Below are 21,054 nucleotides of genomic sequence, written 5' to 3' on the forward strand. Positions count from 1 at the left end.
GATGGACGAGTTTCTCAAGTGGTACTTTTCCGGACGTCCGGTGGCCGCCGCCAACCTGGGAGCCGAAGGCTACGACCACACGCTCGGCGACTTCTCCGCCACCGCCTTCACCGACCGCGCCCGCGACGAACTCCGCTGGCTGGAGCGCCTGTCCGCTCTCCAGCCCACCACCCCCGACGACGCGATCGACCGTGACCTCGTCCTGTCCCAGCTGCGCGGCTCCATCGCGCTGGAGGCCTGGCCCGACTGGCGCCGCGATCCGGGCGGCTACCTCGGGACCGTCTTCAGCGCGCTGTACACCCCGCTCCAGCGGCGGCTCAAGCCCGAAGGCGAGCTGGTGGCCGCCGCGCTCTCCCGGCTGGCCGAGGTGCCCGGCGTGCTCGCCGCCTGCCAGGCCAACCTCGACCCCGACCTCGCCGCGCCGCTGCTGGTCCAGCGCGGCCTCCGGCAGGCCCGCACCGGACGCGGCTTCCTCACCGAGACCCTCCCCGCCATGATCGAGGATCCCGTCCTGCGCGCCCGGCTCGCCGACGCCGCCGAACCGGCCGCCGTCGCGTTCGACGAGCTCGTCGCCTTCCTCGACGACTTCCGGTGCGGCGGCACCTGGCGGATGGGCGAGCGGCTCTACTCCACGCTGCTGCGCGAGCGCGAACTCCTCGGGTACGGCGCGGCCGAGCTGCACGCCAAGGGCCGGGCGGCCTGGGACGCGCTGGACGAGCGGATGCGCGAGGTCGCGCCCCGGGTGAACGGCTCGGCGGACTGGCGGGCCGCGATGGAGTCCCTGATGGACGACCACCCCGCGACCCTGGCGGAGATGCGCGCGGAGTACGAGGTGGAGACCCGGCGGGCCCGCGACTTCGTCCGCGACCGCGACCTGGTCACCTTCGCCGACGGGGAGGAGTGCCTGGTGCTGCCGTCGGCCGTCTACACCCGGCCCGTCCTGTCCGTCGCGCACTATCTCGCGCCGCCGCCGCTCAGCAGCTCGCGCACCGGCGTCTTCTTCGTCCCCTACACCCCGGACGACTTCACCGACGAGCAGGTACGGCAGCGCCTGCGGACGAACTCCCGGGCCGTGATGCCCTCCCTGGCCGTCCACGAGGCCTACCCGGGACACCACTGGCACCTGTCCTACATGGCGGGTCATCCGAGCGCCGTCCGCAAGGTGTTCCGCACGCCGTACTTCACCGAGGGCTGGGCCCTGTACGTGGAGAAGCTCCTGCACGAGCAGGGCTACTTCGACACCCCCGCCACCGAGCTGGCCCACCTCGACTGCCGGATCTTCCGGGCCGCCCGCATGGTCGTCGACACGGCGCTGCACTGCGACGACATGACGATCGAGGAGGCCGAGACCTTCATGGCCACCAAGGCGTCCCTGTCACCCGGCACCGCCGAGGGCGAGGTGAACCGCTATTGCGCCTGGCCCACGCAGGCGCCGTCCTACCTGACCGGCGCCATCGAGATCGACCGGATCCGGGAGTCGTACCAGGGGTCGCTGAAGTCGTTCCACGACCGGATCGCGGGCGCGGGCGGGCTGCCGCTCGGCCTCGCCGAGGCCGCCGTCAGGCCGGGCGGCGCGGGAACCGCGGCGGGTTGAGCGCGCGCTCGACCACCGCCGCGAGCTGCTCGTCGGTGAGGATCGCCGGCTTGCGGACGCTCAGCCCGCGCACGTAGACCTCGCAGAGCCACTCCAGCAGGCGGGTGGCCTCGAAGGCCTGCTCCAGCGTCGCGCCGACGGTCACCCCGCCGTGGTTGGCCATGAGGGCGGCCTGCTTGCCATCGAGCGCCGCCCGCACGTTGGCCGCCAGCTCGTCGGTCCCGTACGTCGCGTACTCGGCGACCTTGACCACGCCGCCGAGCAGCAGCGCGTTGTAGTGCACGGGCGGCAGCTCGGTCATCGTGGTGGCCACCACCGTGCCGAACACCGAGTGCGTGTGCACCACCGCCTGCGCGCCGGTCGCCGCGTAGACCGCCAGGTGCATCGGGGTCTCCGAGGACGGCTGGAGCTCGCCTTCCAGGAGGTAGCCGTCGGTGTCGACGACGGGGCACAGCTCCGGGGTCAGGCGGTCGAGCGCCACGCCCGACGGGGTGACCGCGACCCGATCGCCCTCGCGCACGCTCAGGTTTCCCGACGTGCCGATGACCAGGCCGAGCTCCACGGCACGCCGGCCGTACTCGCACAGCTGTTCGCGCAGGCTCATGCGCGGCAATGTAGCCGGTCGGCCGGATCAGCACCAGTCGGCCCGGTCACCCTCGCGGGTCGTCCGCGCCCGTGGTGCTCTCCCGGATGATCAGCCGGTGCGGCACCACGATCTCGGCGGGGATGGCGGCGCCGCCGTTGATCGACTCCATCAGCGTGTCCACCGCCGTGCGCGCGATCTCGCCCTTGTCCGGGGCGACCGTGGTCAGGCTCGGCGTGCTGTACTGGCCCTCTTCGATGTCGTCGAGGCCCACCACGGCGACGTCGTCGGGGACGCGGCGGCCGTTCCTGGTCAGGGCCCGGATGGCGCCGAGCGCGAGCAGGTCGTTGTAGCAGAACACGGCGTCGGGCGGGTCCGGCAGCGCGAGCAGCCGCTCCATGGCCTGCGCGCCGAGCTTGCGGTGGAAGTGCGGCGTGGCGACGATGAGCTCCTCGTCCACCGTCAGGCCGGCGTGGGCGTGCGCCTGGCGGTAACCGACGGTGCGCAGCTGGGCGGTCTCCCCGGTCGCGTACGGCTGGTCGCCGATGGCGGCCACCCGGCGCCGGCCCAGCCCCAGCAGGTGCGCGGTGGCGTCGCGGGCGGCGGCCACGTTGTCGATGGCGACGTGGTGGAAGCTGCCGTTGAAGATGTGCTCGCCGAGCAGCACGATCGGGATCCGGTTGCCGCGTCCGCGCAGCTCCTCGGCGGAGACGGCGAGCGGGCTGAGCAGCAGCCCGTCGAACATCATGGCCCGTGAGTCCCGCCCGAGCAGCGCGCGCTCCCGCTCGACGGCGCCGTCGGTCTGGTCGATCATGACCACGTAACCGTGTGCGCGGGCCGCCGTGATCACCTCACGGGCCAGCTCGGCGAAGTACGGCACGTCGAGCTCGGGCACCACCAGGGCGATCATCCCGGTGCGGCCCTGCTTGAGGTTGCGGGCGATCAGGTTGGGACGGTAGTCGAGCTCGTCCAGAACGGCCTGCACCCGGGTGCGCAGCTCGTCGGAGACCGGCGCGTAACCGTTGACCACATTCGAGACGGTGCGAATCGAAACGTTCGCTCGCTTGGCGACGTCGCGCAGGGTAGGACCGGACATGCGTCTCTTGTACCTCCCGTCATCGGGACTGGGAAGATCCCAAACCCACACTTGCATCGTTGCAGACAAGTATGCATGATGTCTGCATCGTTGCAGAGCTCGCACCGGAGCCATGGCCGAGGAGTCAAGATGTCCACACCCCCGATCGCCCGACGTGGTTTCCTCAAAGGAGCCCTGGGTGTCGGCGCGCTCGCCGCGACCGGGTCCCTCGCGGCCTGCGCCCCCGGCGGCACCGGCGCCGCGCCGAGCAAACTGGCCGCGCCGAGCGCCTCCGCGTCCTCCGTCAAGGGCGAGATCACGATCTGGAACCGGTCGGGGGACCTGTTCAAGGTGTTCGACGCGGCGATCGGCAAGTTCCGCGCGGCGTACCCGGGCGTGACGGTGAACCACCAGGCCGTGGACATCGACGCCAAGCTGGCCAACACGCTGATCAGTGGCACGGGCGTGCCCGACGGGAGCTTCTGGGACGACGCCAAGATCGGCGGGCAGGCCGAGCACCTGTTCGACCTGACCGACCTCATCGCGCCCTACCGCGACCGGACCGCGCCGTACAAGCTGTCCGTCAACACCGTGGGCGGCAAGATCTACGGCGTGCCGTGGGACCTGGACCCCGGACTGCTGTGGTACCGCGAGGACATCCTGGAGGACGCGGGGGTCGACCCGGCGGGCCTGGCCACGTACGACGACCTGGTGACCGCGGCCCGGACGGTCAAGGAGAAGGACCCCACGACCAAGCCCATCCACCTGGACAAGGACCCCTTCCTCGGCCAGCTCTGGCTGGAGATGCTCGCCAACCAGCAGGGCACCAGCCTCACCGACGCCCAGGGCAAGCTGAGGCTGGACTCGGCCGAGTACCGGCGGATCCTCACCTGGATCGAGACCGCGGTCAAGGACGGCCTGGTCACCCACGTGCCCTACCTGAAGCCCGCCGACGTCAACACACTCGACAGCGGTCAGCAGGTGTTCGTGCCATGGGCGATCTGGTGGTCGTTCGCGCCGCAGCAGCTGCTCAAGCGGACCAAGGGCAAGTGGCGGGCCGCGCCGCTGCCGGCCTGGACGCCCGGCGGCGCGCGCAGCGGCGCCATGGGCGGCAGCAGCTTCGTCATCCCCGCCAAGGCCAAGAACCCCGAGCTGGCCTGGCTGCTGTACGAGTTCCTCTGCTTCAAGGAGCCCGGCTACACCGCGGTGTACGGCCCCAACGACGTCTACCCCGGCGGCCTGTCCACCTCGGTCCCCAGCTTCCAGCCCGCCCTGGACCCGGCCAAGCCGCTGTTCGAGCCGATCGAGGCGCTCGGCGGCCAGGACCTGTGGAAGGTCGCCGTCGAGGCCGCCGCCACCATCCCGGCCGCCGCGCCGATCCCCTGGTGGTGGGCCCAGTCGGTGGACTACCTGGGCAACAACCTCCAGCGCCTGATGGAGGGCAAGATGACCCCCGACCAGGTGATCGCCGAGTCGGGCGAGAAGATCCAGCGCAACCTGATCGACCGCTCATGAGGTCCGTACGGCTCACGCCGTACCTGTTCGTCGCCCCGTTCTTCGTGGTCTTCGCCGCCTTCGGGATCTACCCGCTGATCTACGCGCTGCAGCTCAGCTTCATGCGCTGGCGGGGCGCGGGCGCGGCCCACTGGGTCGGTGCGGACAATTACCTCTACCTGCTGACCAGCCCGGAGTTCTGGGCCTCGCTCGGCAACAGCGCGGTCATGTGGCTGCTCATCGTGCCGATCCAGGTCGTGGCCGGCCTGGGCGGCGCGGTGCTGCTGGCCAACGCCAGGCTGCGGCTGCGCGGGCTGTACAGGGTGGCGTTCATCGCGCCCTTCGTCACCCCGCTGGTGGCCATGGCGCAGGTGTGGATCGTGGTGTTCGACCAGGACCACGGGCCGGTCAACTACCTGCTCAACCTGGCAGGGCTGCCCGACGTGGGGTGGCTGACGTCCACGGTCTGGGCCAAGCCCACGCTGGCGCTGCTGTTCCTGTGGAAGACCACCGGGTTCGCGATCATCATCCTGCTCGCGGGCCTCCAGGCCGTCCCCGGCGGCGTGTACGAGGCCGCCGCGCTCGACGGCGCGTCCCGGTGGCGGCAGTTCTGGTCGATCACCGTGCCGCTGGTGCGCCGGAGCATGGCGTTCCTGGTGGTCGTGCAGACGCTGGCCGTCTTCCAGATGTTCGCCGAGCCGTTCGTGGTCACCGAAGGCGGCCCGTACGGCTCCACCACCACCGCCGGCCTCTACCTCTACGAGCACATCACCGCCTCCGACCTGGGCACCGGCGCCGCCAACTCGTTCCTGCTGGTCCTGCTGGTCTTCGGCCTGTCGCTGGGCGCGGTCAGGCTGCTGCGGCCGAAAGACGAGGTGTCATGAACCCGACCAGACCGGGCGTCGCGCAGTACGTGCTGCTGACGCTGCTCGCCCTCGCCTTCCTGTATCCCATCTGGTGGGCGATCAGCTCCTCGTTCAAGCCGGCCGCCGAGATCATCACCAGCCCGCTGTCGATCGGCGCGCCGACGCTGGACAACTACCGGGCGATGTTCGCCGACGTGCCGATCGGCACCGGGTTCGCGAACACGGCGCTGGTGCTGGCGGTCAAGGGCGCGATGACGATGTTCTTCTGCCCGCTGGCCGGCTACGCCTTCGCCAAGTACACCTTCCCCGGCAAGGACCTGCTGTTCGGCGTGGTGCTGCTGACGCTGATGCTGCCGACGCTGGTGCTGATCATCCCGCTGCTGCTGGAGATGAGCGCGCTCGGCTGGGTCAACACCTACCAGGCGCTGATCCTGCCGGGCAGCATCGACGCGTTCAGCATCTTCTGGATGCGGCAGACCATCGCCGCTATCCCGGACGAGCTGATCGACGCCGGACGGGTGGACGGGGCCGGCGAGTTCGGCATCTTCGCCAAGGTCGTGCTCCCGGTGATCCGGCCGGGGATGGCCGCGCTGGCCGTGCTGACCACCATGAACGTCTACAACGACTTCGTCTGGCCGGTCGTCGCCGTCAACGACACCTCGCACCAGACGCTCCAGGTGGTGCTGGCCACGCTGGCGCAGAACATCACCGGCAACCGGATCGGCGCCGACTTCGCCGCCGTCTGGGGCGAGCTGCTGGCCGCCGGCAGCATCGCCATGCTGCCGCTCCTGGTGATCTTCGTCCTGCTGCAGCGCCACTTCATCAACGGCATCCTCGCGGGCAGCGTCAAGGGCTGACCCGACGACCCTCACCGTCCCAAAGAACCTCGAATCCTCGTCATCCCAACGAAACGGAGCACCATGACGCCGCGTGCGGAATATCCCCGGCCCCACTTCGACCGGTCGCACACCTGGTCGAGCCTGAACGGCGACTGGGACTTCCGGGCCGACACCGAGCAGGACTGGGACCGGACCATCACCGTGCCCTTCGCCTGGGAGACCCCCGCATCGGGCATCGAGGCACACTGGCTGCCCCTGGCCTGGTACCGGCGCCGGATCACCGTCCCCGCCGCCTGGACGGGACAGCGGGTGGTGCTGCACTTCGGCGCCGTCCACCACGAGGCCACCGTCTGGGTGAACGACATCGAGGTGGCCGCGCACCGGGGCGGCTCCACGCCGTTCGAGGCCGACATCACCGACGCGCTGCGGCAGGGCGATCAGGAGGTGCTGGTACGGGTCTCCGCGCCGCTCGACAAGCGGGAGCTCGCGCACGGCAAGCAGCGCAGCATCCCGCGCGACGACTTCGACGGCGTGTGCTTCACCCCGTCGTCGGGGATCTGGCAGAGCGTGTGGCTGGAGGCCCGGCCCGCCACCCACCTGGCCGAGCTGCGCCTGCGCCCCGCCGCCGGGCTGGACGCCATCGAGGTGACGGCCCGGGTCGAGGGCCCGTCGGAGGCGACGCTGCGCCTGACCGTTCGCGAGACGGGCGCCACGGTCGAGCTCCCGGTCACCGGCACGGGCCGCGTCACCGGCACGGGCGCCGTCGCGGGCTCGGAGGCCGCGACGGCCACGGACCCGATCGTGCTCCCCGTGGCCGAGCCGCGACTCTGGTCACCCGAGGACCCGTACCTCTACCACGTGGACGCCGAGCTGATCTCCGCTGACGGCGCCGACCGGGTCGCCGCCTACACCGGACTGCGCCGGATCGAGGTGATCGGCGAGGACCTCTACCTCAACGGCCGCCGCCTGTTCGTGCGCGGCGTGCTCGACCAGGGCTACTGGCCGCGTACCGGCATCACCGCCCCCGACGACGCCGCGCTGCGCCATGACATCGAGCTGGCCGCGGCGGCGGGCTACAACCTGGTGCGCAAGCACCTCAAGCTGGAAGATCCGCGCTTCGTTCACCATGCCGACCTGCTCGGCATGCTGGTGTGGGCCGAACCCGCCGCGACGGGCCGCTTCTCGCCCGAGTCGGTGGCCGCGTTCGAGGAGCAGATCGCGCCCATGGTCGAACGCGACGGCAACTCCCCGGCGATCGTCATCTGGGGCCTGTACAACGAGGAGTGGGGCCTGGACTGGGACATCCCGGGCGACCCGGCCAAGCAGGAGGCGGCGGCGCGCGCGTACGACCTGCTCAAAGCACTCGACCCGACCAGGCCCGCGGTGGACAACTCAGGCTGGACGCACGTCAGGACCGACCTGCTCGACTGGCACTACTACGACGAGTCCGCCGCCTCCTGGGGCCGGACGGTCGCCGCGCTGCTCGACGGCGAGCAGGACGACTTCCCCGTCCGGCTCGGCCCCGACCACGTGGTGCGCAAGAAGCTGGCGGGCGTCCCGTCGCAGCCGCTGCGCGGCCTGCCGAACCTCAACAGCGAGTACGGCGGCGGCTTCACCTGTGTCGAACGCGCCTGGCACCTGCGCTGGCAGACCCAGGAGCTGCGCCGCCACGACCGGCTGGCCGGCTACGTCTACACCGAGCTGTACGACGTCGAGCACGAGTCCGCGGGCCTGCTGGACTTCGAGCGGCGGCCCAAGGACCTGGCCGGCGTGGACCCGGCGGACGTGAACGCCACGACCGCGCTCGTCCTCGACGTCGTCCCCGTCGCCCCCGGCCGTGACCTGCTCAGCGCGGAGCGCGAGGTCACCGTGCCCGTCCGCGTCTCGCACCACGGGACCGAGCCGGTCAACGGCCGCCTGCACACGGCCTGGACCCCCGTCTTCGGCCCCGCGCCGGCCGTGCCAGTCGCGTCGGCCCCGTCGGCCCCGTCCGCCCCGTCCGCCCCGTCGGCCTCGTCGGCCTCGTCGGCCGATCCGGGCGTCGAGGGTCCGTGGATCGAGGCCAAGCCGTTCCTGCTCAGCGGCCCCGCCGAGGTGCGCGCCGAGCTGCCGGCCGGCTGGTCGAGCGGGCGGCTGCACCTCGCCCTGGTCAGCGATGGCACCGTGCTCGCCCGCTCGGCCGTGGACGTGGACACCCACACCGGTTTCGTCATCGGCGACGACCGGCCCTGACCATCAGGGCCGGTCGAGGCTCATGCGACGGCAAGGTGGCCGGTCGGCCGGATCCGTTGGCTCAGGGGACCAGCACCCAGTTCTGGGTCATGCTGGAGGGGTTGCATCGCACCCCGAAGACCTGGTTCTGGTCATTGGCCAGCAGGCAGGTGTCCCTCAGTCGGCCCTGCCACTCGATCTGGTGCCGGTCGCCGCCGAGCCGGCGCGTGACCAGGGGGAAGGCGAACCGCTGGTGCTTCCGGTCGGAGCCGCACCGCCGCACGAGCACGACCGAGCGCTCGGGCACGTGCTTGGGGGCGCTGACGCACTGCTTGCCCTTGAAGCCGACGCTGGCGATATGTGCACGGGTGCGGGTCCACCGCAGGTCTATGGCGAAGGGGTCACAATTGCGGTAGGAGTGCAGGAAGTAGCCCATCTTGTGCGGTGAGTTGTCCTTGGTGATGCCCAGGCAGGTGCCGGTGGAGGCGTTCCTGATCATGTAACCCCGGGCCGCGTGCGCAGGCGCGGCCGGGGTGAGAGTGGCTACCAGAGCCGTCGCGAGCGCGACATTGACGATCTTCGCCCGTCTCTTCATGGGGCGGCATGCTATCCCGCGTTATCCGGAAATGTCGGTTATCACCTGATCGACGAACCGGAGGAGCAGGCGTTCCAGGTCCGCCCGGCGCAGGCGGTCGGGGTAGAGGAGCAGGTGCAGGCTGAGGCCGTCGACCAGGGCGAGGAGCTGCTCGGTGAGGTCGTCGAGGCTCTGGTCCGAGGTCAGCTCGCCAGCCGCGCGGGCCTGGCCGAGCAGGTCCCGCACGGCGGACCGCAACTCGGCCGCCTCGGCCCGCTGCACCTCGGCCAGACGCTCGGAGGCCAGACTGCGGCTCCAGAAGCTCACCTCAAGGCGGGTCTCCTGGGTGCGCTCGGCGTCCAGGGGCAGGTTGTCCAGCAGCAGCTCGCGCAGGGCGGCCAGCCCGGACGCGGCGTCGACCTTGCGGGCCAGGCGCTCGCGGATGCGCTGGTGCGACTGGCGCAGCGCCGACAGCAGGATCTCGTCCTTGTCGGTGAAGTAGTGCGCCAGGACGCCGTTGGAGTAGCCCGCCTCCTTGGCGATGGCGCGGGTGGTGGCCGCGTCGATGCCGTCCCTGACGATCACCCGGCTGGCGGCGGTGAGCACCTCCCGCCTGCGCTCGTCATGGTCGACGATCTTCGGCATGGACGGCCCCCTCTCGTTCTCGCCTCAGCATATTGACTTTTTATTCGGACGTCTGTCTATTTAGACCCATGACCGTCGCCACGGTCGGCGTGCACATCGTCGACATCCTCGCCAGGCCCGTCGAGCGCATCCCCGAAGGGCAGGACACCGTCCTGGTCGACCAGATCCGGCTGACCGCCGCCGGTGCCGCCGCCGGGACCGCGGTCGACCTGGTCAAGCTGGGCAACGAGGTCGTCTCCATGGGCGCCGTCGGCGACGACGAGCTCGGCGACTTCCTGGTGGCGGTGATGACCAAGCGGGGCGTGGACGTGAGCCGGCTGGTGCGCCGGGCCGGTGAGCAGACGGCCGCCTCCATCCTGCCGATCCGGCCCGACGGCGGCCGCCCCAGCTTCCACGTCCCCGGCGCCAATCTCGGCGTCACCCTCGCCGACCTCGACACCGAGACGCTGCGCGGCGTCCGGGCGATCCACCTCGGCGGCATGGACGTGACGTTCGGACTCGGCGACCCGGCCTTCTTCGAGCTGCTCGACGCCGTCCGGGCCTCAGGGGTCATCGTGACGATGGACCTGCTATCGGAAATGCCGGATTTGTTAGGCATGGCGCGGGCGTTCCTGCCCCACGTGGACTACGTCCTGCCCAACGACGCCCAGGCTCTGCTCATGACCGGCGCGGCCGACGTGCCCGCCGCCGCGGCGGCCCTGCTGGCCGACGGACCGCGCGGCGTCCTGGTCACCCTGGGGGCCGCGGGCAGCCTGGTCGTGACCGAGGCCGGGGCTGAGCCGGTGCCGGCGCTCAAGACGGACGTGGCCGACACCACCGGCTGCGGGGACGCGTACTGCGCCGGGTTCATCACCGGCCTGCTGCACGATCAGGACGTGCTGACCGCCGCCCGCTGGGGCACGGCCGCCGCCGCGCAGGTCGCCACCGGCCTCGGCTCGGACGCCGGCCTGACGGACCTCGCCACCACCCTGGCCCTCCTCGCCTGACTTTCTCGCTTGATCTTCTCGTGGAAAAGAGCTCTCCCATGACAGACGCCGATCTCCGCCGGCGGGCCATGAAGGTGGTGCCCGGCGGCATGTACGGGCATCTCAACGCGGCCATCTTCGCCCCCGGCTACCCGCAGTTCTTCGCGCGGGGCGAGGGATGCCGGCAGTGGGACGTGGACGGGCGCGAGTACATCGACTTCATGTGCAGCTGGGGACCCATCGTGCTCGGCCACCGGCACCCGCGCGTGGAGGAGGCGGCGGCCCGGCAGCTCGCCCAGGGAGACTGCCTCAACGGCCCGGGACCGGTCATGGTCGAGCTGGCCGAGCTGCTGGTCGACACCGTGCCGAGCGCCGACTGGGCGATGTTCTCCAAGAACGGCACCGACGCCACCACCCAGGCGCTGATGGTCGCCAGGGCCGCCACCGGCCGGACGAAGGTCCTCATGGCGCACGGCGCCTACCACGGCGCCGACCCCTGGTGCACGCCCTCGACCGCCGGCACGACCCCGAACGAGCGGGCCGACCTGGTGGAGTTCGCCTACAACTCGCTGGAATCGCTGGAGGCCGCGGCGGCCACCGTCGAAGGGGACGTGGCGGCGATCATCGTGACGCCGTTCAAGCACGACGCGTTCGAGGACCAGGAGCTGGTGGAGCCCACCTTCGCGCGCGGCGCGCGGGCGCTGGCCGACCGCCTCGGGGCCGCGCTGGTGATCGACGACGTGCGGGCCGGCTTCCGGATCGACCTGCGCGGCTCGTGGGAGCAGTACGGGGTGCGCCCGGACCTGACCGCGTGGTCCAAGGCCATGGCCAACGGCTACCCGATCGCCGCCGTCACCGGCACGGACGCGCTGCGCGGCCCGGCCCAGACGCTGTACTCGACCGGGTCGTTCTGGTTCTCGGCGGTCGCCATGGCGGCGGCCAAGGCCACGATCGAGACCCTGCGCGACACCGACGGGATCGCCACCATGGAACGGGCCGGCACCCAACTGCGCGACGGCCTGTACGCCCAGGCCAAGGCGCACGGCTTCACCGTCAACCAGACCGGGCCGGTGACGATCCCCTGGCTGAGCTTCGACGGCGACGCCGACCTGTCCACGGCCCTGTACTGGAGCGACGCCTGCCTGCGGCACGGGGTCTACCTGCACCCCTGGCACAACTGGTTCATGTCGGCCGCCCACACGGAGGAGGACGTGGCCCGCGCCCTGGAGGGCACCGACCAGGCCTTCGCAGAGACCCGCACCCACTTCGGCTGAGCCGCATTTCAGGCGCCGTCGGCGAGCAGGGGGCCGAAGGCGATGGCGAAGAAGGTGTCGAAGGCCTCGGCGGAGCGGTCGGCGCGGGCCCGCAGGAGGGTGCCTTCCCAGGCATTGAGGAGGAAGCGGGCCGTCATCTCGGGGTCGAGGCCGGCCCGGACGGCGCCGCCGCGCTGAGCCTGCGCGAGGGTGGCCGAGATCGCCGCCACCCACTGCCGGAATCCTGCCGCGACGCTGTCCCGGATCACTTCGCTGTGGTCGGCGATCTCGGCGCCGAAGTTGCCGAGCAGGCACCCCCGGGTGAACTCGAGCCGTACGACCTGGTCCCGGATGGCCTCGAAGTGGGCGCGCAGGCGGACCAGCGGCTCGTCCGCGCCGCCGAGCAACTCGTCGAGACGCCCCTCGCCGTAGACGCGCAGCACCTCGACGGCCAGCGTCTCCTTGCTGTCGAAATGGTTGTAGAACGACCCCTTAGGTACGCCCGCCGCGTCGGTGATCGTCTTGACCCCGGCCGCGTTGTAGCCGTGCGCATGGAACTGCTCCAGCGCCGCCGTGACGATCTCGTTGCGCATGCTCCGCCTGGCCATGACACACCTCCGTCGTCAATATGGCCGGTCATCTCAAGCACTGTCAAATCTCGTACCGGCACTTGACGAACCTAAGACGACCGGTCATATTGAAGACGCCGCGAGGCGCGATGGCCTGGACGGCGCGAGCACTCAGCAAAACCCGACCAAGACCTATAAATCAGGCTTACTGGGTACGAATCGTGACAAAGAAGGGGATATGACATGGACATCAACGGATCCGTGGCAGTGGTGACCGGAGGGAACCGCGGGCTGGGCAGGCACTTCGTCACGCAGCTCATCGAGCGCGGCGCCAAGGTGTACGCCGCCGCCCGCAACCCCGAGTCGATCGACGTGCCCGGCGCGGTGCCGCTGCGACTGGACATCACCGACCCGGAGTCGGTGGCGCGGGCGGCCCAGGTCGCGGCCGACGCGACGCTGCTGATCAACAACGCCGGCGTCTCCACCCGCAGCAGGCTCCTCGACGGCGACCTGGACCAGATCCGCCTGGAGATGGAGACCCACTACTTCGGCACGCTCGGCGTCACCCGCGCCTTCGCGCCGATCATCGAGGCGAACGGCGGCGGCGCCATTCTCAACGTGCTGTCCGTCCTGTCTTGGCTGCACCCGCCGACCTCCGGCGCGTACAGCGCCGCGAAGGCCGCGAGCTGGGCGATGACGGACGCGGTGCGTCACGAGCTGGCGCCCAAGGGCATCACGGTGACCGCCCTGCACGTCGGCTACATGGACACCGACATGGCCGCGTTCGTCGCTGCCGAGAACAAGACCGACCCGGCCGGGGTCGCCGGCGCCGCGCTGGACGCGGTCGGGTCGGGCGCACCGGAGATTCTCGCGGACGAGCTGACCCGCGCCGTGAAGCGCGATCTCGCGTCCTCGCCGGCGAGCTGAGCCGCGCGGGGCGGCGGATCGTCGGCGGCCCCGGCCAAGTCGATCACCGCCTGCGCCGCGTAGCGTTGCCCCCATGGACGTCGAGCAGAAGCTGCGTGAGCTACCCGGATGGCGGCGTGAAGGCGACGAGATCCGCCGCACGATCACCGCCCCCGACTTTCCCACGGCCATCCGGATCGTCGACGCGATCGCGGTCCGGGCCGAGGAGCTCAACCACCATCCCGACATCGACATCCGGTGGCGCGAGCTGCACCTGGCGCTCACCACGCACGACCAGGGCGGCCTGACCGAGCTCGACTTCGCCCTCGCCGCACGGATCGACGCCATCGCGGCCGAATACGGTGCGTAGCCGAGCGGCTACTCTATAGAGTAGGTGCCCCGAGAGTCCGCGCCCGTACGGACTCGTGCTCCAGAGGGGTTCACATGCGCCTGCCCGCACTTCTGCTCGCCCTGCTCGCGGCGGGCTGCTCCGGCGCGCCGGCGCAGCTCGCGCACCCGGCGGCACAGAGCGGCATCATGCTGAAGGGGAGCGGTGAGTTCTCCACCAACGATCCCGACATCATCACCTACGACCGCGGCCTGGTGCCCGTGGGCGCCCAGGCCAACGTCACCTCCGAGTCCACCGCGGGCCGGACGCTCACGTCCCTGATGGTCGAGAACTTCCGGCCGGGCCGGGCCTACGGCGCCCATCTGCACACCAAGCCCTGCGGCCCCAAGGGCGAGGACGCCGGTCCGCACTACCAGCATGTGCCCGGCCAGGTGAGCACCGCCAGCGAGGTCTGGCTCGACTTCACCACCGACGAGTCGGGGGCCGGTCATGCCAGCGCCCGTCACGACTGGAGTCTCGACTCCACCCGGCTGCCCCGATCCCTCATCGTGCACGCCCGGCCCACCACGACCTCCGGCCCCGACATCGGCATGGCCGGAGACCGCGCCGCCTGCCTGACCTTGAAGTGATCCTCTCCTGACGGTGGGTGGGCCCACGCGGACCCACCCACCGGTCATACGCGCCCGGCCGAGGCGACGGCCCGCCTGGGCCGTCGCCGGTGGCGTGTGACCGGCCGGGATCGCCCACGCGGACCCTCGCTGGTCACGGGTGCCCGGCTGCGGTGGTGGTTCGCCTCGCTGGTCACGCGTGCCCGGCCGCGGTGGTGGTCCGCCTCGGCGTCGCCGGTTACGCGTGGCCGGCCGGGATGGTGCCGAGCCTGCCCGCCTGGAAGTCCTCCATGGCCTGGACGAGCTCCGCCTGGGTGTTCATGACGAACGGGCCGTAGTGGGCCACCGGCTCACCGATCGGCTCGCCGCCCAGCACGATGACCTCCAGCGTCTCCGTGGTGGCGGAGATCGTGACGAACTCGCCGTCGGTGCCGAGCCCCGGGCGGTCGCCGAAGCCGTTGAAGACGGCCAGCTGGCCGCTCTTCAACGGGCGCTTGTCGGCCCCGACCGTGCCGCTTCCCGACAGCACGTACGCCAGCGCGTTGAAGTCCCTGCGCCAGGGCAGCGCGAGCCGGGCGCCGGGGCTGACGGTGGCGTGCAGCAGGGTGATGGGCGTCTGCGTGCTGCCAGGACCGCTGTGGCCGGCCAGGTCGCCCGCGATGAGCCGTACCAGCGCGCCCCCGTCGTGGCTGGCGAGCAGCGCGACGCTGGAGCTCCGGATGTCCTGATATTTCGGGGCGGTCATCTTCTTGGCGCCCGGCAGGTTCACCCACAGCTGGATGCCGTGGAACAGCCCGCCCTGCTGCACGAGCCACTCCGGCGGCGCCTCCTTGTGCAAGATCCCGGCCCCGGCGGTCATCCACTGGGTGTCGCCGTTGGTGATGGTGCCACCGCCGCCGTTGGAGTCGAGGTGATCCATCACCCCGTCGATCATGTACCACGAACGGGTCCAGGTAGGCGGGCTTGATCGCGGCCAGCGCCCGTCGCACGGGGAAGCCCTCGCCCTCGAACCCGCTCGGGGCGGTCTCCACGGCGAGCACCTTGCGCTGCGGCGTGCCGGGCGCGGGCTCAGGCAGCAGGGGGAGCGTCATCAGGTTCTCTACGGTCACGGCCGGCATACCGGGCTCCTTCCAGAGGTAAGTTGCCCGGCTCAACATGATTTATCCTTCAACTATTCCTGGCCGACACGAACTCACCTCGCACCGGAGCGCCGAAGTCATCGGCCGCCGAAGGGGCGTGGGAACTCGAAGACGAAGCTCGTCAAACTGCTGTACATGGCCGACCTTCAAGCCGTGGTCTCGGGGGAGAACCAGTTCAGTGGCGCCACCTGGCGCTGGGACAACTTCTGCCCCTATGACTCGGCGTTCACGCGAGCTGAATACGAGCTGTCCAACAGCAGCCTCATCAGTCGTCGTGACGATCGGCTCCGCACCGTGAAGCCGAAGCGGCCTGTCATCGTGGTCAGCGGTGACGAGACCAACGAGAACCCTGCCTGGCCGATTATTTTCGTGGTGCCTATCTCAACATCTCCCACGCTGAAGACCCCGTTCCGTCTGCAACTCGGGGCCGGCGTGGGCAACCTCCCGAGTAAGGGCTGAGCTCGGTATAAACCCGCAACGAGCAGTCGTCACGCAGCCAGTCGCACGAGCTGACAGGCCGCCGAGTCGTTGCAGGATCCGGCGAACCTGTCTTGTGCCGCGACCGCGCTCAACCATTTCTGGCCAGGGCGAAGCCGCCTCGTACCAGCGCCGCGAACTCTTGGCCGAGCTTGCCTTCGTCGTGCGGCTTGGCCGGGTCGATGCCCATCACGGTGACGACGAAGGTCCGGCCGTCCTTCGAGCGGGCAAGGTAGCTCAGGTCGAGCACGCCGGGCTCGGATCCGCCCTTGAACCACACCGACGGCCACGTCCCCTTGTCCAGGCCGAGCCCGCCGTCCGAGAGGGACATCGCCTCACCGACCCGCTTGTCACCCTGTTTCGCCAGCTTCGCGTAGGTGTGGCAGATGTCGGTGGGGGAGGCGAACCACTCGATGGTGTCGAGGTCGCGCGGCTCGGCCCAGGCGGTGATGTCCGAGAGCGGCACCTTGGCGATCGTTCTGGCCAGGTAGGCGCGCTGCTTGGCGTCGCTCATGGACAGGTAGCGTTCGGCCAGGCGCGGATGGTCGGTGCCCTTGAGCGTGAACAGCTCGCGGGTGCTCAGCAGCGGCACGTTGCGCCGGTCGGCCGAGCCGGTCCAGGCGCGCATCGTGCGCTCGACCGCCTTCTTGCCCACCTGGTGGATCAGCAGGTCGGTGGCGGTGTTGTCGCTGATGGAGATCATCAGTCTGGCGGCCTCCAGGACGGTCACCTCGCTGCCGTCCGGCCGGTCCTGGAGTTGCCCGGTCGGCAGGCTCTTCAGCTCGGGCGTGATCGTGAGCCTGGTGTCCCAGCCGAACGCGCCGCTCCGGATCCGCTCGGCGACCGTGCCGAGCACGTACAGCTTGACCATCGAGCCGAGCGGGCGCTTCTCGCCCGCCGCGACGCCGTGCACCGGGCGGCAGTCGCCGCGGGTCACCTCGGCCGCGAGGAAGCCGACCTGCGGCGCCGCCTTGCGCAGCCGCTCGTCGAGCTCCTTCCAGCTCGCCGGCGTGGGCTGGGGGGTGGGTGGCGCGCTCAGCCGCGCGCCGGTGATCCTGCCTGAGGCGTCCGCGGAGAGTTCGAGGATGTACGGGGTGCCGCCCGTTTCGACACGGGCGTACAAGGCGTTGGCATGCGCGACGGACAGCCCGAGCAGCCGCAGGTCCTTGACGGCCGCCAAGGTCTGGTTGAACGCCTCCGCCGGGACCTGGGCGAGGAAGGCGGGCGCCAGGTGCTCGGCCAGCTCGCTCTCCATGATCGGCGCCCTGGTCGAGGCGTCCAGCAGCCAGCGCAGCGCGTCGCCCAGCGGGGTGCCGGGGATCTCGACGTCGGGCGACGGGGACGCGGATCCGGACGCTCCAGGCGTGGCGGGCCCGGACGTTCCGGGCGTGGCGGTGGGAGAGGCGGTCCTGGATGCTCCAGGCGTGGCCGTGGCGGTCTGCCCGGCGCACGCGGTCATGGTGACGAGGGTCAGGGCGGCCGCCGTTGCCGCCATGGATCGCTTCACGGGGATTCCTTCCGTTCGGAGGACGTGATCCCAGCCAAGGCGATCCGGGAGTGCCCGCCCACCGTGTGAGCCACCGTTCCGGCGGGTGGGGTTGGCCGTACGGACTGTGCGGTCAACCTCATGGACACCGCCATATCCGCTTTGTGACGATGTCTCTTTTACGCGGAGGCTCCTTATGCGGACGAACGTGGCGGCCGGCCTGCTGGCGCTGATCGCGGCCGCCGGGCTGACGACCGGCATGCTGCTGGAGAGCACCCGGCCGTCGCAGTGGGCGTTCATCGCGGTCGGCCTGCTCCTGCCCGCGCTGGGCTGGCTGCTCGCCGCCCGGCGTCCGGAGGTGCGGTACGGCTGGCTGCTGCTGGTCACCGCGGTCTGTTTCGGGATCGGCATGCTGGGCGCCGGCCTGCTGATTCGCGGGGTGGCGGGCGGCTATCCGCCGGCCGCGGCGCTCGCCCTGTTCTACGGCCTGTCCTGGGTGTTCATTCCGCTGCTGTTTCCCGAGGGGAGGTTGCCCTCGCGCCGGTGGCGGCCGGTCGCGTGGATCGCGGGTGTCGCCATCGCGACGCATGCGGTCGGGAACGCGATGATGACGATCATGCCGACCGGTTACAGCGACGTCTCGACACCCGTCGGGCTGGTCGGCACGCTGGCGTCGACGATCGGTCAGACCGTCACCTGGATCATGTCCCTGGTCGTGCTCGGCGGACTGGTCGTGCGCTGGTGGCGCAGTGAGCGGCCCGAACGGGGGCAGTACGGCTGGATCCTGGCCGGCGCGGTGGCCGTCCAGGTCGGGATCGGGCTGGTCCTGTCCTTCAGCATGAACGCCGCCCTGCCGGGGATCGGCATGATCGGGCTCTTCACCCTGGTCACGGCCCTGCCCGGCGCCATTGTGGTGGCGATCGTGCGGCACCACCTGCTGGACATCCGGGTGCGAATCCGGGGCTCGCGAGTCCTGCTGGTGTTCGATGTCCGCCCCACCGTGGACGAGGTGCTGTCCCGTCTCGGCTCCGCGCTGGAGGCGACCGCCGAGCCCGTGGAGCAGCTCGGCAGGCTGGCCACGGCGGTGCGGACCGGCCTGGACACCCGGTGGGCCGCCGTCACGCTCGCCGACGGCAGGCGGGTGGTCTCCGGCAGGGAGGACGGCCCGGCCGCGCTGACGCTGCCCGTGCGCGGCGGTCTGGGGCGGATCGAGTGCGGCCCCCGGGACCGGGGGAGCCTCCACGAGGAGGACCAGCGGTTCCTGGAGGCGCTGGCCGTACCCGCCGGGCTGGCCATCCAGAGCGCCGGGCTGGCCGCGCGCCTGGTCAACGCGCAGGAGGCCGAGCGGCGGCGGATCGAGCGCAACATCCACGACGGCGTCCAGCAGCAGCTCGTCGCCCTGATCGCCGGGATCGAGCTGGCCCGCGCCACCGGCGGCGACGCCGAGACGCTCGGCCACCTGCGCGAGCAGGCCCGCCAGACCCTCCAGGACCTGCGGGAGCTGGCGGCGGGCATCCACCCGTCGGCGCTCACCCAGGGCGGCCTGGTGGAGGCCGTCGAGGCGCGCTGCGCCCGGCTGCCCGTGCCCACCCAGGTCTTCGCCCGCAGGGAGCTGCGGGGCGAGCGGTTCGCCGACGAGATCGAGGGGGCGATGTACTTCACGGTGAGCGAGGCGGTGGCCAACGCGCTCAAACACGCCGAGGCGACCAAGATAGAGGTACGGCTGGACAGGACGGCCGGCCGGCTGCGGGCGACCGTGTCCGACGACGGCAAGGGATTCGACGCCGGCGGGCTGGCGACGCTGGCCGACCGGCTCGACGCGCTGGGCGGCGGGCTCGACCTCGACAGCGAGCACGGGAAGGGGACACGGGTGGAGGCCTGGGTGCCGGTCGGTGGCTGAGACGATCAGGACGGTCGTGGCCGACGATCACTACCTGGTGCGGGAGGGCACCAGGCGGCTGCTGGAGATGTCCGGCGAGGTCGCCGTGGTGGGCGCGGTGGGCAACGCCGACGAGCTGCTGGACGCCGTACGGAGACTCGGCCCCGAGGTGGTGATCACCGATATCCGGATGCCCGGCGGCCGGTGGCGGGAGGGCTTCGAGGGCATCGACGTCACGCACCGCCTGCGCCACGAGCATCCCGGGGTGGGCGTGGTGGTGCTGTCGCAGTACTCCGACGCGCTGTTCGCCCTGGAGCTGTTCAAGCACGGCACCGAGGGAGTGGCCTACCTGCTCAAGGACCGGGTCGGTGACCTCGACGAGCTGCTCGGCGCGATCAGGGCCGTCGCTTCGGGCGGCTCGGTCATCGATCCCAAGGTGGTGGAGGGACTGCTGGACCGGCACGACGTGCGGGGCGAGCACGAGGCGCTCACCCCGCGCGAGCGCGACGTGCTGCGCGAGATGGCCCACGGCAGGTCCAACGGCGCCATCGCCAGGGCGCTGCACCTGTCGGTGTCGTCGGTGGAGAAGAACGTCAACTCCATCTTCACCAAGCTCGGCCTGGAGAACAGCGCCGACGTGCACCGCAGGGTGGCGGCGGTGCTCGCCTATCTGAAGCCCTAGCCGAAGACGGCGGGGGGTGGCACCGGGGCGAGGACCGCGTCCCCGTCCTTGATGGGCGCCGCCCCGGCGATGAAGTTCGTCAGCGCTCCGCCGTGCACGCATCTGGCCTGGGTGAGGCCGCCGGCGGCGCGGCGGGTGAGCAGGTCGAGGGGCAGTTCGGTGCGGGAGGCCGCGACGATGAGGTTGCCGAAGCGACGGCCGCGCATGACGCCCGGCTCGGCCAGCAGCGCCACGTGCCCGAACGTGCCGGTGACGGTGGCCAGCAGGCGTCTGGCGAAGGCCAGGCCCTTGCCGTCGGCCAGATTGATCAGCAGGGTGCCCGACGGGCGCAGCACCCGGGTGAGGTCGCTCAGGTATTCGGTCGTGGCCAGCTCCACCGGCATCGTGGCGCCCATGAACGCGTCCAGGACGACCAGATCGGCCGAGTCGTCCCAGATCTTGGCGGTGCCCTCCCGGCCGCCCGCCACGATGACCTTCAGGCGCGGCACCGAGCGCAGGTCGAGCTGCTCGCGCACCAGGTTGACCAGCAGCCCGTCGGGTTCGATGACGATGTGCCGGGAGCCGGGGCGGGTGGTCGCGACGTAGCGCGGGATGGTGCAGGCGCCGCCCCCCACGTGCAGACAGCTCAGCGGACCCTCGTCCAGCAGGTCGATAACATCGGCCATGAGGCGTACGTACTCGAATTCAAGAAATGTCGGGTCTTGTAGGTCAACATATGACTGAGGTACGCCATCCTTGGACAGCACCCAGCCGTCCTGCCTGTCAAGATCCCGGAGCAGCTCGACCTCGCCGAATGTCACCGGGTACTGCCCGGGCATCGGCTCTCGCTGTCCACGTGCCACGTTGATCCCTCCTGGGAG

21 protein-coding genes are annotated in these 21,054 nt (G+C 70.8%); 13 read left to right on the forward strand and 8 right to left on the reverse strand.

Annotated features, from left to right (window positions below; translation table 11 throughout):
• Position 1 precedes the first annotated feature (1 nt).
• Entirely contained in the window at positions 2-1,594 is a 1,593-nt protein-coding gene (locus tag IEY87_RS02115; RefSeq protein WP_189136728.1) for a DUF885 domain-containing protein, read from the forward strand.
• Here IEY87_RS02115 and IEY87_RS02120 read toward each other — a convergent pair.
• A complete protein-coding gene (locus IEY87_RS02120; protein ID WP_189136729.1) occupies positions 1,560-2,198 on the reverse strand; it encodes a class II aldolase/adducin family protein in 639 nt (212 codons plus the stop codon). The genes IEY87_RS02115 and IEY87_RS02120 overlap by 35 nt on opposite strands.
• A 46-nt stretch (positions 2,199-2,244) precedes the next feature.
• Positions 2,245-3,273: a LacI family DNA-binding transcriptional regulator gene (locus IEY87_RS02125; protein ID WP_189136730.1), complete on the reverse strand. Its 1,029-nt coding sequence runs from the start codon at positions 3,271-3,273 to the stop codon at positions 2,245-2,247.
• A gap of 129 nt (positions 3,274-3,402) precedes the next feature.
• Here IEY87_RS02125 and IEY87_RS02130 point away from each other — a divergent pair, with 129 nt between their 5' ends.
• The 4 genes from IEY87_RS02130 (at position 3,403) to IEY87_RS02145 (ending at position 8,683) form a co-directional block, all read left to right on the forward strand.
• Positions 3,403-4,767 carry an ABC transporter substrate-binding protein gene (locus IEY87_RS02130; protein ID WP_189136731.1) on the forward strand — a complete coding sequence of 455 codons (1,365 nt, stop codon included), beginning with the start codon at positions 3,403-3,405 and terminating at the stop codon, positions 4,765-4,767.
• Positions 4,764-5,630 carry a carbohydrate ABC transporter permease gene (locus IEY87_RS02135; protein ID WP_189136732.1) on the forward strand — a complete coding sequence of 289 codons (867 nt, stop codon included), beginning with the start codon at positions 4,764-4,766 and terminating at the stop codon, positions 5,628-5,630. The genes IEY87_RS02130 and IEY87_RS02135 overlap by 4 nt, the downstream gene beginning before the upstream one ends.
• A complete protein-coding gene (locus IEY87_RS02140) occupies positions 5,627-6,469 on the forward strand; it encodes a carbohydrate ABC transporter permease (RefSeq protein ID WP_189136733.1) in 843 nt (280 codons plus the stop codon). The genes IEY87_RS02135 and IEY87_RS02140 overlap by 4 nt, the downstream gene beginning before the upstream one ends.
• A gap of 63 nt (positions 6,470-6,532) precedes the next feature.
• A complete protein-coding gene (locus IEY87_RS02145) occupies positions 6,533-8,683 on the forward strand; it encodes a glycoside hydrolase family 2 protein (RefSeq protein WP_189136734.1) in 2,151 nt (716 codons plus the stop codon).
• 61 nt (positions 8,684-8,744) lie between these two features.
• On the opposite strand, the gene IEY87_RS02150 is transcribed toward IEY87_RS02145, so the two are convergent.
• On the reverse strand, positions 8,745-9,257 hold the full coding sequence (locus IEY87_RS02150; RefSeq protein WP_189136735.1) for a hypothetical protein: 513 nt from the start codon (positions 9,255-9,257) through the stop codon (positions 8,745-8,747).
• A 21-nt stretch (positions 9,258-9,278) separates the two neighbouring features.
• Positions 9,279-9,881 (reverse strand): TetR/AcrR family transcriptional regulator, encoded by a 603-nt coding sequence (locus IEY87_RS02155; RefSeq protein ID WP_189136736.1) that lies wholly within the window; start codon positions 9,879-9,881, stop codon positions 9,279-9,281.
• A 68-nt stretch (positions 9,882-9,949) separates the two neighbouring features.
• On the opposite strand from IEY87_RS02155, the gene IEY87_RS02160 reads away from it, so the two are divergent.
• Together IEY87_RS02160 and IEY87_RS02165 are read left to right on the forward strand one after the other, a co-directional pair.
• Positions 9,950-10,867, forward strand: coding sequence for a carbohydrate kinase family protein (locus IEY87_RS02160; protein WP_189136737.1), 918 nt, complete (start codon positions 9,950-9,952; stop codon positions 10,865-10,867).
• A 38-nt stretch (positions 10,868-10,905) separates the two neighbouring features.
• Complete coding sequence (locus IEY87_RS02165; RefSeq protein WP_189136738.1) at positions 10,906-12,120, forward strand: aminotransferase class III-fold pyridoxal phosphate-dependent enzyme; 1,215 nt, start codon at positions 10,906-10,908, stop codon at positions 12,118-12,120.
• Positions 12,121-12,128: 8 nt separating this feature from the next.
• Here IEY87_RS02165 and IEY87_RS02170 read toward each other — a convergent pair whose 3' ends face one another.
• Positions 12,129-12,707, reverse strand: coding sequence for a TetR/AcrR family transcriptional regulator (locus tag IEY87_RS02170; RefSeq protein ID WP_189136739.1), 579 nt, complete (start codon positions 12,705-12,707; stop codon positions 12,129-12,131).
• 204 nt (positions 12,708-12,911) lie between these two features.
• Between IEY87_RS02170 and IEY87_RS02175 the strand changes: the two genes are divergently transcribed.
• The 3 genes from IEY87_RS02175 (at position 12,912) to IEY87_RS02185 (ending at position 14,552) form a co-directional block, all read left to right on the forward strand.
• Complete coding sequence (locus tag IEY87_RS02175; protein WP_189136740.1) at positions 12,912-13,595, forward strand: SDR family oxidoreductase; 684 nt, start codon at positions 12,912-12,914, stop codon at positions 13,593-13,595.
• A gap of 73 nt (positions 13,596-13,668) precedes the next feature.
• Positions 13,669-13,944: a 4a-hydroxytetrahydrobiopterin dehydratase gene (locus IEY87_RS02180; protein WP_189136741.1), complete on the forward strand. Its 276-nt coding sequence runs from the start codon at positions 13,669-13,671 to the stop codon at positions 13,942-13,944.
• A gap of 74 nt (positions 13,945-14,018) precedes the next feature.
• Entirely contained in the window at positions 14,019-14,552 is a 534-nt protein-coding gene (locus IEY87_RS02185; RefSeq protein WP_225276818.1) for a superoxide dismutase family protein, read from the forward strand.
• 217 nt (positions 14,553-14,769) lie between these two features.
• Here IEY87_RS02185 and IEY87_RS02190 read toward each other — a convergent pair whose 3' ends face one another.
• Positions 14,770-15,450: a pirin family protein gene (locus IEY87_RS02190; RefSeq protein WP_229699287.1), complete on the reverse strand. Its 681-nt coding sequence runs from the start codon at positions 15,448-15,450 to the stop codon at positions 14,770-14,772.
• A gap of 355 nt (positions 15,451-15,805) precedes the next feature.
• On the opposite strand from IEY87_RS02190, the gene IEY87_RS02195 reads away from it, so the two are divergent.
• Positions 15,806-16,129, forward strand: a complete 324-nt coding sequence (locus IEY87_RS02195; protein WP_189136742.1) for a type II toxin-antitoxin system PemK/MazF family toxin — start codon at positions 15,806-15,808, stop codon at positions 16,127-16,129.
• A 109-nt stretch (positions 16,130-16,238) separates the two neighbouring features.
• Here the strand turns inward: IEY87_RS02195 and IEY87_RS02200 are convergent, their stop codons facing one another.
• Positions 16,239-17,654, reverse strand: a complete 1,416-nt coding sequence (locus IEY87_RS02200; RefSeq protein WP_189136743.1) for a serine hydrolase — start codon at positions 17,652-17,654, stop codon at positions 16,239-16,241.
• Between the two features lie 175 nt (positions 17,655-17,829).
• Here IEY87_RS02200 and IEY87_RS02205 point away from each other — a divergent pair, with 175 nt between their 5' ends.
• Both IEY87_RS02205 and IEY87_RS02210 read left to right on the forward strand, forming a co-directional pair.
• Positions 17,830-19,533, forward strand: coding sequence for a sensor histidine kinase (locus IEY87_RS02205; protein ID WP_189136744.1), 1,704 nt, complete (start codon positions 17,830-17,832; stop codon positions 19,531-19,533).
• Positions 19,526-20,194, forward strand: coding sequence for a response regulator transcription factor (locus IEY87_RS02210; RefSeq protein WP_225276816.1), 669 nt, complete (start codon positions 19,526-19,528; stop codon positions 20,192-20,194). Before IEY87_RS02205 ends, IEY87_RS02210 begins: the two co-directional genes overlap by 8 nt.
• Here IEY87_RS02210 and IEY87_RS02215 read toward each other — a convergent pair.
• Positions 20,191-21,012 (reverse strand): spermidine synthase, encoded by an 822-nt coding sequence (locus IEY87_RS02215; RefSeq protein ID WP_189137288.1) that lies wholly within the window; start codon positions 21,010-21,012, stop codon positions 20,191-20,193. The genes IEY87_RS02210 and IEY87_RS02215 overlap by 4 nt on opposite strands.
• Between the last annotated feature and the right edge of the window lie 42 nt (positions 21,013-21,054).

Origin of the sequence: Nonomuraea glycinis (assembly GCF_014646515.1) — a bacterium.
Lineage (GTDB): Bacteria > Actinomycetota > Actinomycetes > Streptosporangiales > Streptosporangiaceae > Nonomuraea > Nonomuraea glycinis.